The following is a 15,251-nucleotide window of genomic DNA, read 5'->3' on the forward strand; positions in this document are numbered from 1 at the left end:
GTCTAACCGCCAGCTCCTCTCCAACCCCTTGAAATAGCAGGGGAACCAAGAGGACCGTCGCCCTGGGGGCCTCCTTTGGCGATTGACACCCCGCGTCGTGCGCTGCTACCTACCGGTCGGTAGGTCTCAAGGAGGGAGCAGACGTGACGAACACCGGAGGACGGAAGCCGGACGAGGGCGAGCGCTACCGCGCCATCCTGGAAACGGCGGCGCGGCTCATCTGTGACCGGGGGTACGAGGGCACGTCGATGCAGGAGATCGCTGCCGCGTGCCGGATGACGAAGGCGGGCCTCTACCACCACATCCAGAACAAGGAGCAGCTGCTCTTCGCCATCATGAACTACGGGATGGACCTGTTCGAGGAGCAGGTCCTCTCGCGGGTGCAGGACATCGCGAATCCGCTGGAGCGGCTTCGCGCGTGCATGCGCCACAACATCCTGCTGGTGACGCGGGGGTGGAGCAAGGAGGTCATCATCATCCTCCACGAGCACGCCACGCTCACCGGCGAGACGCGCGCCTTCATCGACGCCCGGAAGAAGAAGTACGTGGCCTTCCTGGAGGAGGCCTTCGCTCAGGCCTCGCAGCAGGGCCTCATCCGCCCCGTGGACCCGACGGTGGGCGCCTTCTCGTTCCTGGGGATGGTGCTGTGGATCTACAAGTGGTTCAAGCCGGACGGGCGCCTCACGGACGAGCAGATCGCCGACGGCATGGTGGACATGCTGTTCCCGCCCTTCGCCGCCGCGGGTGACACCGCCGGACAGGCCGGGCCCTCCCCGCTGCGCATGGTGCCGGGCGTGCCGGCCACCGGCACGGATTCGGAGGACGCATGAAGACGGCGCGCTGGTGCTCGCTGGAGGAGGCGGTGGCCTCCATTCCGGATGGCGCGTCGCTGGCCACCGGCGGCTTCATGCTGGGCCGCGCCCCCATGGCGCTGGTGATGGAAATCATCGCCCAGGGCAAGCGCGACCTGGGCCTCATCTCCCTCCCCAACCCGCTGCCCGCGGAGTTCCTCGTGGCGGGCGGCTGTCTGGGCAAGCTGGAGCTTGCCTTCGGCGCGCTGAGCCTCCAGGGCCGCGTGCGTCCCATGCCGTGTCTCAAGCGGGCCATGGAGCAGGGCACCCTCGCCTGGCGAGAGCATGACGGCTACCGCGTCGTCCAGCGGCTGCGCGCCGCGTCCATGGGCCTGCCCTTCATCCCCGCGCCAGACGCGGACGTGTCCGGGCTGGCGCAGGCGGAGCCGCCTCCCATGGTGGAGGACCCCTTCACCGGACTGCGCGTGGCGGTGGAGCCAGCCTTCTATCCAGACGTGGCGCTGATCCACGCGCGCGCCGCGGACGAGCGCGGCAACCTCTACATGGAGGACCCGACCACGGACCTGCTGGTGGCGGGCGCGGCGAAGCGGGTGATTGCCACGGTGGAGGAGCGGGTGGCGAAGCTGCCTCGCGCCACCCTGCCCGGCTTCCAGGTGGACCGCATCATCCTGGCACCCGGCGGCGCCCTGCCCACCGGCTGCGCCGGGCTCTACCCGCACGACGACGCGATGCTGGCCCGCTACCTGTCGCTGGCGGAGACGGGCCGCGAGGCGGAGTTCCTGGAGACGCTGCTGACGCGGAGGGCGGCATGAGCGCGGCGCTGGACATCACCCCGGCGGAGATTGTGGTCGCCCTGCTGGCGCGGCAGATTGATGACGGCGGCGTGGTGGCCACGGGCGTGGCGTCACCGCTGGCCATCCTGGCCATCGCCGTGGCGCGCGCGACCCATGCGCCAGACCTGACGTACCTGGCCTGCGTGGGCGCGTTGGACCCGGAGCTTCCCACGCTGCTGCCCTCCTCCGAGGACCTGGGCTACCTGGCTGGCCGGTCCGCGGAGATCACCATTCCGGACCTGTTCGACCACGCGCGGCGCGGCCGGGTGGACACCGTCTTCTTCGGCGCGGCCGAGGTGGATGCCGAGGGCCGCACCAACATGACGGCCAGCGGCAGCCTGGACAAGCCGCGGACGAAGTTCCCTGGCGTGGCGGGCGCCGCGACGCTGCGGCAGTGGGTGCGCAGGCCGGTGCTGCTGGTGCCGCGCCAGTCGCGCCGCAACCTGGTGCCCCAGGTGCAGGTCGCCACCACGCGAGACCCGCGCCGGCCGGTGACGCTCATCTCCGACCTGGGGGTGTTCGAGCTGGGCGCGTCCGGCGCGCGGCTGCTCGCGCGGCACCCGTGGGCCTCGGAAGCGCACATCGCGGAGCGCACGGGCTTCGCCTTCCAGGTCCCCGAAGCGCTGCCCGTCACCCCGCTGCCGGATGCCCGCACGGTGGCGGCCATTCGCGCCATCGACCCGCACGGCTACCGCGACGCGCTCGTCGGCGCCTGAGCCGGGCCCTTCCCCTTCCACGAATCCAGATGCACGGAGGCACCCAGATGAAAGCCGTCGTACTGCGCAGCTTTGGTGAAGCGGGCAACCTGAAGATGGAGAGCGTCCCCATGCCTCGTCCCGGGCGTGGCGAGGTCCTCCTCCGCGTGCATGCCTGTGGCGTCTGCTACCACGACGTCATCAACCGCCGCGGCAACCTGCCCCGCACCAGCGTGCCGGCGATTCTCGGCCACGAGGCCGCCGGTGAAGTCATTGAAGTCGGCCCGGACACGCCGGGCTGGAAGACGGGAGACCGCGCCGCGACGCTCCAGCGCATGTCGTGTGGCGACTGTGCCCTGTGCCGCGGCGGTCGCAACAGCCTCTGCAAGACGGACAACCGCTTCTTCGGCGAGGAGCTGGCCGGTGGCTACGCCCAGTTCATGGTGGCCCCCGTCGGCGGCCTGGGCCGGGTGCCCGCGTCGCTGCCCTGGAACGAGGCGGCCACGGTGTGCTGCACCACGGGCACGGCGGTCCACACGGTGCGCACGCGCGGCAAGGTGCGCGCGGGCGAGACGGTGCTCATCACCGGCGCCAGCGGCGGCGTGGGCCTGTCCGCCGTACAGCTCGCGCGGCTGGACGGCGCGCGCGTCATCGCGGTGACGTCCAGCGAGGTGAAGGTGCAGGCGCTGAAGGAGGCGGGCGCGGACGAGGTCATCGTGTCGCGCGGACTGGACTTCGCGTCGGCCGTCCGCAAGCGCACCCAGGGCGCGGGCGTGGACGTGGCCGTCGAAATCGTCGGCAGCGCCACGTTCGACCAGACGCTGAAGGCCATGGCGCCCGGAGGCCGCGTGGTGGTGGTGGGCAACCTGGAGTCGGGGATGGTGCAGCTCAACCCGGGGCTCGTCATCGTCAAGGAGCTGGAGATATTGGGGGCCTACGCCACCACGCAGGCGGAGCTGGACGAAGCCCTGCGCCTGACGGCCACCGGCGGCGTGCGGCAGTTCGTGACGGACGCGGTGCCCCTGGCCGAGGCCGCGAAGGCCCACTTCCGGCTGGAGAACCGCGAGGTGGCGGGCCGGCTGGTGCTGGTGCCCCCCGAGGCGTGAGCGAAGCGGCGGCTGGAATCCAGAGCACGACCAGGAATCGAGGAGTCGAATGAAGAAGCGCGTGGGAATCGAAGCGTTGGCGGTCGCGGTGCCGTCCCGGTACGTGGACATCGAAGACCTGGCCCGGGCCCGAGGCGTGGACCCGGCCAAGTACACGGCGGGCCTGGGCGCCAGGGAGATGGCCGTCAACGACCCCGGCGAGGACACCGTGGCCCTGGCGGCCACCGCGGCGGCCCGCCTCATCCGTCAACAGGACGTGGACCCCTCTCGCATCGGCATGCTGGTGGTGGGCACGGAGACGGGCATCGACCACTCGAAGCCCGTCGCCTCGCACGTTCAGGGCCTGCTGAAGCTGCCGCGGGCGATGCGGACCTATGACACGCAGCACGCGTGTTACGGCGGCACCGCCGGGTTGATGGCGGCGGTGGAGTGGATTGCGTCCGGCGCCGGCGCGGGCAAGGTGGCCGTGGTGGTGTGCTCGGACATCGCGCGCTACGGGCTGAACACCGCGGGCGAGCCCACCCAGGGCGGCGGCGCGGTGGCGCTGCTGGTCTCCGAGCAGCCCGACCTGCTCGCCATGGACGTGGGCCTCAATGGCGTGTGCACCATGGACGTGTATGACTTCTGGCGGCCCGTGGGCCGGCGGGAGGCGCTGGTGGACGGGCACTACTCCATCACCTGCTACCTGGAGGCCCTGTCCGGCGCCTACCGGGGCTGGCGCGAGAAGGCCCTGGCGGCGGGACTGGTCCGCTGGTCGGACACGCTGCCCGGCGAGCAGCTGGCGCGCATCGCCTACCACGTACCGTTCTGCAAGATGGCCCGGAAGGCGCACACCCAGCTGCGTCTCTGCGACCTGGAGGATGCGGCGGGCGCGGCGGCTTCGACGCCAGAGTCGCGGGAGGCGCAGGCGAAGTCGGCCGCCAGCTATGACGCCCAGGTGGCGACGTCCCTGGGGCTCAACTCGCGCATCGGCAATGTGTACACCGCGTCCCTCTACCTGGCGCTGGCGGGGCTGCTGCACCGCGAGGCCGGCGCGCTGGCGGGACAGCGCATGGGCCTGCTGTCCTACGGCAGCGGCTGCGCGGCGGAATTCTATTCCGGCACGGTGGGTGAAAAGGCCGCGGAGCGGATAGCGAAGTCGGACCTGGAGGAGGTGCTGGCCCGGCGTGAGCGCGTCTCCATCGAGGAGTACGAGCGCCTGATGAAGCTGCCGGCGGATGCGCCCGAGGCCGTGGCCCCGGCGCCCGGGGCCTTCCGGCTGACGGAGCTTCGCGACCACCGCCGCCTCTACGCCGAAGGGACCTGAGGCAGGGCGCCGGGCGCCCACCCCTGGCGCGTGACGAGGCACCGGCAGGCCTCCCGGTGCCTCCCCTTCCGCCGCTGTCTCCCTACCGTGAACCTCGGACCCCCGCCTCGACGACCGGGGCGCGGTGGAAAGGAGACGGAATCATGGCGGACCTACCTGCCCGTAGAGGCGGAGGCATGCTCGGAGCCCCGCGCGGCTGGGACCCCTTCGAGCGCATGCAGGAGCTGTTGGGATTCGACCTCGGCCGGATGCTCGGCCCCCAGGGCGCACGGGAGGGCGGCTTCGCGCCCGACTTCGAGGTGAAGGAGACCCAGGACGCCTTCATCTTCAAGGCCGATGTCCCGGGCGTGGAGGAGAAGGACCTGGAAATCACCCTCGCGGAGAACCGGCTGACCATCAGCGGCAAGCGGGAAGAGGAGCGCCGCGAGGAGGGTGACCGCTACTACGCCTACGAGCGCGATTATGGCTCGTTCAACCGCACCTTCACGCTCCCCCGCGGCGTGAATGCGGACGACGTTCAGGCGGACTTCAAGCGCGGCGTCCTCAACGTGCGCATCCCCAAGAAGTCCGAGGAGCAGCCCAAGCGCATCAAGGTCGGCGGCGGCGGCGAACGCAGTGAGAAGGCGAAGGCCTGAGCCGCGTCGGTGGGTGATGCCGGGGGCCTCGTGGGCCCCCGGCGGATGAGCCCAGCGAATCGACGCGTCAAGGCCAACAGCCGGCTGGAAGCGGCCGGGCACCCGCGCATTGCGACCCGCACGGCCGCGGCATATACACCGGACATCGTGTCTGGACTTTCGCGAATCCTCGCACTCGCGCTGTTGCTCCTCTGGCAGGCTGTCGCCAGCGGCGCGGCCGGGCTCGGGCATTACTGCGAGAAGCAGGTCCAGTCGCGGGCCTCCCAGTGCAAGTGTCCCCACGGAGACGTGCACTCGGAGGCGGCGGACCAGGGGCTGCCGGTGCTGCACGCGCACTGCTGCGACGCGCCGCACTGGGATTTGCCCGCGCCCACCGAAGCGGGCGCCACCCGTCACGCCCCCTTCATCCAAGCCCCTGCCGTCCTTGTCCCCGCCGCCTGGCTGCCCAACCCGCCGCGCCTGAGCGGGCCACAGCCTTCCCTCGCGCGCAGGGACGCACCTCAAGGTCAGGGCCCCCCAGTCTTCCTCCGCAGCCGCACGTTGCTGATTTGAGCCGAGCGCCTCCGCGTTGACGCTCGATGTCGGCTGTCCTCGCACCGCCCGCGCGAAGCGCGCGCCAACGGGACACGTCCGCCGTCGAGCCCCATGCCGAACGCGCTGTTTTCTCGAATCAATGACGACAGGAGTCGCGACGTGGACATGCTCTGGGAGCTGATGCTGGGAACCGTGGTGCTGACCCTTCTCATCGTGGTGGTGACGCCAGCGATGTGGAGCTCGAGGCTGAGCCTCCGGGAGAAGCTGAAGAAGGGCGGCGAACACACCAGGCCAGACGCCTGAGGCACTGGGAGGGCGCTCGGGAGAAGCCGGCCGTGTTATGGGATTGGACACGACAACCGGCTTTTCCCGAAAGAAGGCTACCGAATGATGCGCCGTGCCCTTCCCCTGCCCTCGCTGGCCACCCTCCTCCTGCTGGCGTCCGCGTGCGCGACCACCGGCACGGCGCCAGCGGAGGCGGACATCCTTCAGCTCGTGAGTGAGCAGACGGAGGCCTGGAACCGCCAGGACGCGGTGGCCTGGTCCAAGGACTTCGCCCAGGACGCCTCCTTCATCAACATCGTGGGCACCGTCTTCGAGGGCCGCGATGAAATCCAGCAGCGCCACGCGGGCATCTTCGCCAGCATCTTCAAAGGCAGCCAGAGCCAGGTCACGGTGCGCAAGGTCCAGTTCATCCGGGAGGACCTGGCGATTGTCGACGCCACGCACGCGGTGACGGGCCACCCCGGCCTGCCCCCTGGCGTCCAGGACACCGAGCCCGGCCTGCTGCGCACGCAGATGCGCTACGTGATGAAGCACGCGAACGGGCAGTGGCAAATCCTGGCCGGCCAGAACACGGACGTGAAGCCCAGGCCCCAGGCGGCCGCGCCCCAGCAGCCCTGAGGCTCAGTGGGTGTTGGCGTCCTCGCGCTGGGCGGCGCGCGCCTGGCGGAACAGCGGCGCCAGCGCGGCGAAGCCCGCCACCACCGTGGAGCCGTTGTTGACCACGGCGGCGGCGACAGGCGGCAGCCACCCCAGCGCCGCGAGCACCATGGCCACGGCATTGGGCACCAGCACCAGCCCGAGCCCCCGGTGCACGCGGGCCAGGGTGTCGCGGCCCGCGTCGAACGCCAGCAACAGGTCATCAAGGCTGCCACGCAGCAGCACCACGTCCGCCGTCTCCAACGCCACGTCCGTCGCGCCCCGCAGGGAGATGCCGACGTCAGCGAGCGCGAGCGCCGGGGCGTCATTGATGCCATCCCCCACCATGGCCACGATGCGCCCCTGGCGCCGGAGCGCGCGCACATGCGTGGCCTTGTCCTCGGGGAGCAGCTCCGCGATGGCCTCGTCCACGCCCAGCCGGCTCCCGACCTCCGCCACCCGGGCCGGAGCGTCCCCGGACAGCAGCACGATGCGCCGGCGCCCGTTCTCCTTCAGGGCATGGACCACGCCCGCGCTCTCCGGCCGCAGCGTCTCCACGTAGCGGATGCACCCGGCCAGCGCCCCATCCACGGTGACCCACAAGGTGGAGACCTCGCGCGGCACGGACCGGGACAGCGCCGCGCCCGCGTCCGTCACGTCCACGCCTTGCTGCTGCATCCAACGCGCGCTGCCCACACAGACGCGGCGCCCGTTCACCTGGGCGCAGACGCCTCGCCCCAGGACGACCTCCTCCAGGCCCGCCTCCGGCCGCGGCACCTCCACGCCCTGCGCCAGGGCATGCCGGCGCACCGCCTCCGCCACGGGGTGGGACTGACGCAGCTCGGCCGCGGCGCTCAGCGACAACACCTGGCGTGCATCCCAGCCCCTCGCGGGGATGACGTCCACCACCTCCGGGACACCCAACGTCAGCGTGCCCGTCTTGTCGAAGACGATGGTGTCCGCCTGGGCCAGCCGCTCCAGGTACTGGGCCCCCTTGATGAGGATGCCCTGGCGCGCCGCGAGCGTCATCGCCACCAGCGCGCTCGCGGGCACGACGATGCGGACCCCCGTCCCGAAATCCGTGATGAGGATGCTGATGGGCCGTGACGCCTCGCGCGTCCACAGCCCTGTCGCCGCGGCGAGCCCGAAGGTCGGCAGCACGACGCCATTCGCCACCGAGTCCACCTTCGCCTGCAGCGTCATGGGCTTGGCGCCCGCCCCTTCCAGGATGTGGAGAATCTTGGCCGCCGTGGTCTCCACGCCCGCGCGCACCACCCGCACCCGGAGGCTGCCCTCGCCCACCACGGACGCGGCCAGCACGCGGCCTCCCGCCTCGCGCACGCGGGGCTCCGACTCGCCCGTGAGCGCCTTCTCATCCACCCACGCGGTGCCGGACAACACCGTCCCGTCGGCGGGCACGCTCTCCCCCGTGTGCACGACGATGAGGTCGCCCTCCTTGAGCCGGTCCGCCCGGACCTGCTCCACCTCTCCGTCCACCCGCAGCCGCCACGCGTACAGCACCTCCAACCGCATCAACCGGGAGATGGCGGACCGGGCGCGGTCCGCGCTGCGCTCAATCAGCAAGTCACCAATGCCCAGCAGGGAGGTGATGAGCGCCGCCGTCCGCACCTGCCCCGTGGCCAGGGACACCCCCACCGCCACCAGGTCGAGCAGGTCCACGGTGATGCGCCGCTCCGCGACGGCCTGGAAGGCGCGCTGGGCCAGCGGCAGGCTCGTCAACGCGACGCCGGCGGTCAACATGGGCATGGGCGCCGCGTTCACGACGCACGCGGCGAGCACCGCCGAATTGAAGGCGGTGGCGGCCCACTCCCGCCGGGGCGGCTGGGGCGCGGCGGGCCAGGTGGACGGCTCGCTCGTGCGCAGGGCCGTCATCAACTGGCTGGCGTTGAGCACCTCCGGGTCGAAGCTCACCACCAGCGAATGGATGGCCGGCGACGCGCTCGCCTTGTGCACGCCCGGCAGCGTCGCGGCCCAGGCCGCCAGCTTGAGGATGTCGTCGTCCTCCAGCCCGCGGACGCGCAGCCGCACGCGTCCGGGCAGCGCGTGTTGCACCTCCACCTGGAACGGCTTGGGCGGAAGCTGGTGCAACGTGAAGACGAAGTCCCGCACCCGCAGCGCGAACGCGCCCGGAAGGCGCGACGCCTCCTGGTAGTGAACCTTGACCAGGCCCGTGCTGCGCTGACACGTGGCCACCTGGACTTCGGGGCGGGACTCCAACCAGCCGAGCACCTGGCGCAGCGTCTTGGAGTCCTCCGCCGCGCCCCGGATGAGGAGCCGGCCCGGAGCCACGTCCGTGACGTGGACGGACACGGGCCGCTGATGCCCATCCAGGGCCTCGTGCGCGCGCCCCTTGAAGCCGCGCGCCATGCCACTCAGGAACTCCACCTCCGCCCGCATGAACGCCCCCCGAGCTGAACGCAGTGCCACCGCGGCCTCACGCGTGGGGCCGGGGCCGGAAGGCCACCGTCCCGCTGACGCGCGCGGCGTCTTCCTGCTCCTGCGCTCGCACACCGTCACGGAACACGCTGTAGGCCCAGTACAGCGCGTTGTCCCAGCGCGGCAGCCAGCCCTTCTGCGAAGGGTTCGCCACCAGCGAGTAGATGCCCGTGGCCGTCAGCACCACGGGAATCAGCTCGTAGAGGCTGGCCCCCGTCACCTCACGGGCCAGTCCGTCCAGCCACCGGGCGCCACGCACCACGTGCTCGGCCGGGGCCTCGCGCGACTTCGCCATGAACTTGGCGTCGACGATGCCGTCCAGGCCCGCCGTGTCGACGATGGCCGCCAGCAGCGACTCCACGTCGGCCGCTTCGGGGCTGTATTCGATGAGCAGGCTGCCCGTGAGTGGGGAATGGACGGTGCCGAACACCCCTTGCGTCTCCCCCAGCTCACCGCGCACGCGGTCCGCGAGGTCCGATTCTGCCAGGAAGCAGCGCGCGCGCACACGAAGCCGGCCCGGGGAGTGGTGCACGAGCAACAACCACTCCCCTTCAATGGCGCCCGAGTCCGGGTCGAGCCTCATGCGTGCCCCTCACGGCTGTCCGCGACGGGCCGCGCCCCAGTGTCCGCCGCACGCCGACCGTGGGCCTGATGGAGGTTCGCTCGCGAGCGCGCCTCCGCCAGCAGGTCGGAGAGGAACTCGCGCTCGGTGGCGATGACCCGCCGCGTCCACCCCACCAGGTCGAACGCCGCCGTCGCCACGGAGACGACCGCGCCGCGCGAGTTGTCCACGGTGCTCCGGGCCATCCAGCCGGTGGCCACGCCCGCCAGGAACGCCACCGTCGCCTTCATAGGGCCCCCGGAGCGCCATGGGCGTCCGCGCCCAGCCCGGCACCCCGGGACAACGGAATCCGTTCGTCGCGCGATTCGGCCTGGTCGCCCCACGGCGCAAGCACGACGCCATGGACCCGGAGCTGCTTCAGCAGGGCCTGCACCCGCTCGCGGCGCAGCGGGCGGTTGAGCGCGGCGGCGGCCTGCCTCAGCAGCAACCACTCCGCGTTCGACATCGACAGGTCCACCGCGACCATCACCTCCAGCGCGTGCAGGAAGGCATCCCGCGCGGCCTCGGGCACCTCGTGGAGACGTTCAACCCACTGCGCCTCATCGTCTCCCAGGCGCTCCAGCACCCGCTTGCGCGCCGCGGAAGGGCTGTTGCGCAGCAGGTGCGCCAGCATGACCGTCTCCTCGGCTCGCAGCCCCCCATCCGTTCTGAACAGGCACCAGGCGCCTTCGATGAGCAGCTCCAGGCACCGCGCGTCCACGGTCCGCACGGCGGCGAACGCATCGTCCAGCGCGCGGCGGTAGCGCGCATACTCCACTGCGGCATGTCCGAGCCGGCGGGTGCGCCGCCAACTGGTGACGGAGGAGGTGACGACGCTGGCGAAGGGAATGAGGTTTCGCAGCACGCTCTCCCCTATCAAGCGGTTGCCCAACTTCCGCTCCGCCGCCTCCGTGTCCTCGGTCAGCATCCGGCCCACGAGCCCCGCGCCGCCGCGGTCCGCGTCCTCCCACACCTCCGAGCCCGACGTGATGGCGTGCAGGTGGAGCAGATCCCACGGGTCATCCGGATCGATGCGCACGCCGAACGCGGACGCCACGTCACACATCATCCGGGCCTGGATGAGCGAGCGCAGCATCGTGTCCAGCCCCATGGCGGCGCCGGCCACGGGAACGGCCACGAGCGCCCCCACGAAGCCGGTGTCCAGGGTGAACACGGCGGCGCTGGTGGAGATACCCGCGGCGCTCGCCCCCACCAGCGCCGCTTCCTTGCTGGCGCGCCGGATGAGGGCCTCCGTCTCGGAGGCACGGACGGTGGACGCGGTACCGGCGCGCCGCGCCTCGTAGTGCCGCACATAGGCCGTCAGCAGGCGGGCGTGCCACGCGCCCGAACGGAGGTCCTCGAAGCGCAGCTCACGCCCGAGCTTCTCGGCGAAGTCTCGCAACGGGTGCAGCGCGGCCGCGGGCATCGCGGCGTCTTCCGGGTGGAATGGAGTGGTTCGTGTCATGGGCATGAGTGCGAAACAGCCGCGCGCGCCAGACCTGGAGGGCGCGACACGGCTGGTGGGGGGTGCATCCGAGGTGGGCTTCCAGGAATCGGCGCACTCAAGCTAGGGGGATTCGAGGGCCGGGAGAACCGGTCCCGCGGGGCAACACCCGCGCCGCCGGGTTGACGGAGGCCTCAGCGGGCGGCTCACCGCGGTGGGCGCGGAACAACCCCGAACGTGGCCCTACTGCGAGCGGGTGGGCAGTGACACGTAGTGCTCACCCAATTCGGTCAACGTGCCCGCGGCGCCGAGCAGGCTCGCGAAGCACGGGTCGTTCGTCCACCGCCCCGTGAACCACGCGTAGCGGAACACGTCCTCGCGCCGCTCGCAGACGGCGACCATCTCCGTCATCTGCACCCGCTGCTTGGCGACCGAATCAATCTGCGCGCCATCCGGCTGGCTGTGGCAGTTGGCGAACTCGGTGACCCAGAACGGCTTGCCGTACTTCGTGAGCCGGTCCAGGTGGTACTCCAGGCCATAGTCGTACCAGTGGAACCCGAGGTAATCGATGTGCGGATCGCGGTTCCCGTTGGCTGCGCGATAGGCGGCATAGAAGGCGTCCAGCCAGACGACAGGGTCGCCATGCCCCGGCATGGTGCCCCAGTTCATCGCCGGCCCCACCAGCTTCACGCCGGTGTTCTGGGCGACACGCTCATACCGTGGCCACAGCTCCGCCGCGGCCTGCGGCGACATGTTGGCCTGGTCGGTGAGGTTGGGCTCGTTGAGGAGCAGCAGGTACTGGATGCGTGGGTTCGCCCGGAGGATGGACTCAATCCGCGCCGCGTCGAAGTTCCCGTTCCAGAGCATGGGAATGAAGTCCATGCCGTAGCGCGTCTGGAAATCCGCGGGCACGCCCGGATGCGGCGTGGGACTCCAGTTGTACCACCAGCTCACGCCGGGAGCGACGGCCGCCAGGTCCTCGGGCGTCGAGAGGTCGAAGGCGATTCCCCGCTTCGCGCTCTTCGTCGTGGTGACGCCGGAGTCGGGCGCCTGAGTGCCAGCGTCGGGCACCTCGCTGCCAGCATCCGGCGTCAGACCTGGCTCCGGCGCATCCCCGCTACATCCCACGACGAGCGCGGCGAGCGCCACGATGAAGCCGCCGATGATGTTCATTCCCATGGCGCGGCATCCTATCCCGCCCCAGCCACACCAGGACTGCGCGACTGACGCGTCAAGCGCCTCCACTTGACGTGTCATGACGCGCGCCAGACCTGCTGTCGCGCGGATAAGGCCTTGACCCGGTTGGGCAGCCACCCGGCACGTGACTTGCTGATGCCCTCCGCACTTGAAGCGGAGGATGCATTGCGATTCATGAGCGGAGTGGCCGTCACGGTGGGTCTTCTGGGGTGCGGTGGTCCGGAGCTGGAGCGGGACCCCGTCGGTGCGGTCGGCGGCTTGGACCAGGAGATTGTGGGAGGAATCGAGGCTCGGCCTCACTCCCACCCCTGGATTGTCAGCTTGCAGCAATACAACAGCCACTTCTGTGGTGGCGCCCTCGTGCGGGTCGGCCCCAAGGAAGAGAGCGATATCGTTCTCACCGCCGCCCATTGTGTCTACGACGGGCTGTCCGGCGCCACCGCGGTCGCGGGGGCTCATGACCTGGACCGGCCCAGCACAGGACAAGTCACGGTCCGGGTGGTGAGGGCGGTCTATCACCCGCAGTACAATCCAGACACGACGATGAACGACATCGCCGTTCTCAAGCTCGAACAGCCCATCAAGTTCAACCAGGCCGTTGCCGGTGCCTGCGGCCAGTCATCCACCATGCGCCCCAGTCAGGCCCCGAAGTACGCCTCTGGAGGCAAACGCGCACCTGTCTGTCTCCCTGCCAGCGGGGAGCGGGTTCCAGACAACACGGCGACGACCGTCGCGGGCTGGGGCCTGACACAGGAGGAAGGGAATGTCTCCCCTCTCTTGATGCAGGTGAACGTCCCCACCCTCAATCATCGGTCCGTGGCCAATAGCTACCACCGCCATGGAATCACCATCAACGAGTCGGCGATGCTCGGGGCTGGGTACGCAGCAGGAGGCAAGGACGCATGCCAAGGGGACAGCGGAGGACCGCTCGTCGTACCGGGCCCCCAAGGGTACGTGCTCCAGGGAATCGTGAGCTTTGGCGTGGGCTGCGCGAGGCCGGGGCTGCCCGGCGTCTATGCGCGGGTCTCCAATTACATCCCGTGGATCAACACGCAGATCAGGAACCTCAGCGCCGTCAGGTAGGAGGCGCGCACGAGGGCTCCGTCAGGCCCCGTCGCGGCGTACACGGGAAAGGCTCCGCCTTGAATCAGCCCGCGCCTGGAGGACGCGCCTTCGCGACGGGCCCCAGCTCCACGCGGAGCGCCTGCGCGAAGGCCTCAGGCAACGGCTTCGGTGGCTCGTCCGCCAGACCGTATTCCTCGATGCGAGGCGCCGAGCCCGGGAGGAACTCCAGCCACCGCTCCCGCCGCCGGACTGTTCGCTCAAGACGCTCGTCGATGGTGTTGGCAATCAACGGCAGGTGAACGTCCAGGGTGGTGTCCGGCTGTCGCGCCCGCAGCCGCTGGACGAGCGAGCCCAGCCGGTCGACGCGCCCCACGCGCTGCTCGAGCTGCGCGGGGTTCCACGCCAGGTCGTGGTGAACCACCCGGCGGCAGTGGTGATGCAGGTCCAGCCCCTCTTGCATGACCTCGTTGGCCACGAGCACCATCGGGTACAGCGGCGTGTTGAACGCCTCACGGAGCCGCTCCCGGCTCACACCCTCCACGGTGTGACGGACAAGCGCACCCGCGCGAACAGCGTCATCGAGTACCTCGCGCCGCCGCTCCTCGTCGAGCTTCCCCGCATAGGCCAGGAAGCGCTTCAGCAACTCGAACCAGGGCCGTCCCCGAGGCGTGGTCCAGAAGCGGTCCACCACGGGCGACAGCGCCCGGGACTCCACCGCCTCCACGTCAACGCCCTGCTCCCTGGCGAAGGCCAGCAGGTCCGAGAGGAACGGGACGTTGCGCGCGACGAGGTAGCTGGCGAGCCGCTCGACGGTGCGGACCCGCAGCTCGGGAGGCACCTCGAGCAAGGGTGCCTTGAGATAGGACCAGAGGTGCTCGCGGCGAAGCACGAGCGCCGCGTCCCCGGCGCCAATCGACCAGGACGGCGTCCTGTCTCCCTCGGCGGAGTCCTCGACGTCGTCGGCGACCAGGTCGAAGCCGAGCGCCACGAAGCGCGCGTCCGTCAGGCGCCGCAGCACCTCCGGGTCGACATCTCCCGCCAACACGCCGTCTCGCACGAAGAGGGCCACGGCCTGCTCGACACAGCGCTTGACCAGGGACCAGTCCATCCGCTCCGCTTGCGTCTTCGAGACGCGCTGCTGGCGCAGAAGCGCGTTCGCCCGCGCGATGATGCGCTCGAGGTGGGCCCCCTCCACCGACACGCCCTCCAACAGCGTGCCGACGTACCGCTCCCGCAGCGCCAGATAGAGCGCATCCTGGGCGCGGCCGAACCGGTCTCGCAGGCGTGAGTGGTGCCCATCCACCCGCTTGCCGTCCACCTCGTGCTCGAAGATGTCGCCGTGGCTCGCGGCCGGAAACACCTTCCTCCATCGCTCCAGCAGCGGCTTCTCCCACTCCGCCTCGATTCTCCGCTTCAGCTCGTGGAGCGTCTCGATGCGGGCGCAGAAGATGAGCGTCTTCTCGTCGCGGGCGACAGCCTCCAGTTGATCTGCACCGCCGCCTTGTCGGTGCGGCTCCTTTCCCGGAAGAGCTCCGCAATGAACCGCTCGTAGAGCATGAAGGGAACGCCCTCCTCCCTGGGCGCGCAGCCTGGGGCGGTGGCTCCTGCGGTAGACGCGCTTGTCCTCCCGGAGGCTCCGAATCAT

At 70.5% G+C, this 15,251-nt stretch carries 16 protein-coding genes; 10 read left to right on the forward strand and 6 right to left on the reverse strand.

What is annotated here, in order from left to right:
• Positions 1–143: 143 nt before the first annotated feature.
• The 9 genes from KGD87_RS10560 to KGD87_RS10600 all read left to right on the forward strand — a co-directional run bounded on the left by KGD87_RS10560 (position 144) and on the right by KGD87_RS10600 (position 6,824).
• Positions 144–830 (forward strand): TetR/AcrR family transcriptional regulator, encoded by a 687-nt coding sequence (locus tag KGD87_RS10560; protein WP_176422422.1) that lies wholly within the window; start codon positions 144–146, stop codon positions 828–830.
• Entirely contained in the window at positions 827–1,624 is a 798-nt protein-coding gene (locus KGD87_RS10565; RefSeq protein ID WP_284667336.1) for a CoA transferase subunit A, read from the forward strand. Before KGD87_RS10560 ends, KGD87_RS10565 begins: the two co-directional genes overlap by 4 nt.
• Positions 1,621–2,361 (forward strand): CoA-transferase subunit beta, encoded by a 741-nt coding sequence (locus KGD87_RS10570; RefSeq protein WP_284667337.1) that lies wholly within the window; start codon positions 1,621–1,623, stop codon positions 2,359–2,361. Before KGD87_RS10565 ends, KGD87_RS10570 begins: the two co-directional genes overlap by 4 nt.
• Before the next feature lie 47 nt (positions 2,362–2,408).
• The gene (locus KGD87_RS10575) at positions 2,409–3,446 is read left to right on the forward strand and encodes an alcohol dehydrogenase catalytic domain-containing protein (RefSeq protein WP_284667338.1); all 1,038 of its coding nucleotides are present in this window, start codon (positions 2,409–2,411) and stop codon (positions 3,444–3,446) included.
• A 49-nt stretch (positions 3,447–3,495) separates the two neighbouring features.
• Positions 3,496–4,752, forward strand: a complete 1,257-nt coding sequence (locus tag KGD87_RS10580; protein WP_284667339.1) for a hydroxymethylglutaryl-CoA synthase family protein — start codon at positions 3,496–3,498, stop codon at positions 4,750–4,752.
• 143 nt (positions 4,753–4,895) lie between these two features.
• Positions 4,896–5,387: an Hsp20/alpha crystallin family protein gene (locus tag KGD87_RS10585; RefSeq protein ID WP_284667340.1), complete on the forward strand. Its 492-nt coding sequence runs from the start codon at positions 4,896–4,898 to the stop codon at positions 5,385–5,387.
• Positions 5,388–5,534: 147 nt separating this feature from the next.
• Entirely contained in the window at positions 5,535–5,939 is a 405-nt protein-coding gene (locus KGD87_RS10590) for an HYC_CC_PP family protein (RefSeq protein WP_284667341.1), read from the forward strand.
• A 141-nt stretch (positions 5,940–6,080) separates the two neighbouring features.
• On the forward strand, positions 6,081–6,224 hold the full coding sequence (locus KGD87_RS10595; protein ID WP_284667342.1) for a hypothetical protein: 144 nt from the start codon (positions 6,081–6,083) through the stop codon (positions 6,222–6,224).
• Between the two features lie 84 nt (positions 6,225–6,308).
• On the forward strand, positions 6,309–6,824 hold the full coding sequence (locus tag KGD87_RS10600; protein ID WP_284667343.1) for an SgcJ/EcaC family oxidoreductase: 516 nt from the start codon (positions 6,309–6,311) through the stop codon (positions 6,822–6,824).
• A 3-nt stretch (positions 6,825–6,827) separates the two neighbouring features.
• Here the strand turns inward: KGD87_RS10600 and KGD87_RS10605 are convergent, their stop codons facing one another.
• From KGD87_RS10605 to KGD87_RS10625, 5 genes are all read right to left on the reverse strand, one after another.
• A complete protein-coding gene (locus KGD87_RS10605; RefSeq protein ID WP_284667344.1) occupies positions 6,828–9,290 on the reverse strand; it encodes a heavy metal translocating P-type ATPase in 2,463 nt (820 codons plus the stop codon).
• A gap of 7 nt (positions 9,291–9,297) precedes the next feature.
• A complete protein-coding gene (locus tag KGD87_RS10610) occupies positions 9,298–9,882 on the reverse strand; it encodes an HMA2 domain-containing protein (RefSeq protein WP_284667345.1) in 585 nt (194 codons plus the stop codon).
• Complete coding sequence (locus tag KGD87_RS10615; RefSeq protein WP_284667346.1) at positions 9,879–10,151, reverse strand: hypothetical protein; 273 nt, start codon at positions 10,149–10,151, stop codon at positions 9,879–9,881. Before KGD87_RS10615 ends, KGD87_RS10610 begins: the two co-directional genes overlap by 4 nt.
• Entirely contained in the window at positions 10,148–11,365 is a 1,218-nt protein-coding gene (locus KGD87_RS10620) for a hypothetical protein (protein WP_284667347.1), read from the reverse strand. The genes KGD87_RS10615 and KGD87_RS10620 overlap by 4 nt, the downstream gene beginning before the upstream one ends.
• A gap of 222 nt (positions 11,366–11,587) precedes the next feature.
• Positions 11,588–12,523: a glycoside hydrolase family protein gene (locus KGD87_RS10625; protein ID WP_284667348.1), complete on the reverse strand. Its 936-nt coding sequence runs from the start codon at positions 12,521–12,523 to the stop codon at positions 11,588–11,590.
• 192 nt (positions 12,524–12,715) lie between these two features.
• Here KGD87_RS10625 and KGD87_RS10630 point away from each other — a divergent pair, with 192 nt between their 5' ends.
• Positions 12,716–13,624 carry a serine protease gene (locus KGD87_RS10630; RefSeq protein WP_284667349.1) on the forward strand — a complete coding sequence of 303 codons (909 nt, stop codon included), beginning with the start codon at positions 12,716–12,718 and terminating at the stop codon, positions 13,622–13,624.
• Positions 13,625–13,688: 64 nt separating this feature from the next.
• Here the strand turns inward: KGD87_RS10630 and KGD87_RS10635 are convergent, their stop codons facing one another.
• Entirely contained in the window at positions 13,689–15,251 is a 1,563-nt protein-coding gene (locus KGD87_RS10635; RefSeq protein ID WP_284667350.1) for a helicase-related protein, read from the reverse strand.

Source organism: Myxococcus sp. SDU36, from assembly GCF_030168875.1.
Classification (GTDB): domain Bacteria; phylum Myxococcota; class Myxococcia; order Myxococcales; family Myxococcaceae; genus Myxococcus; species Myxococcus vastator.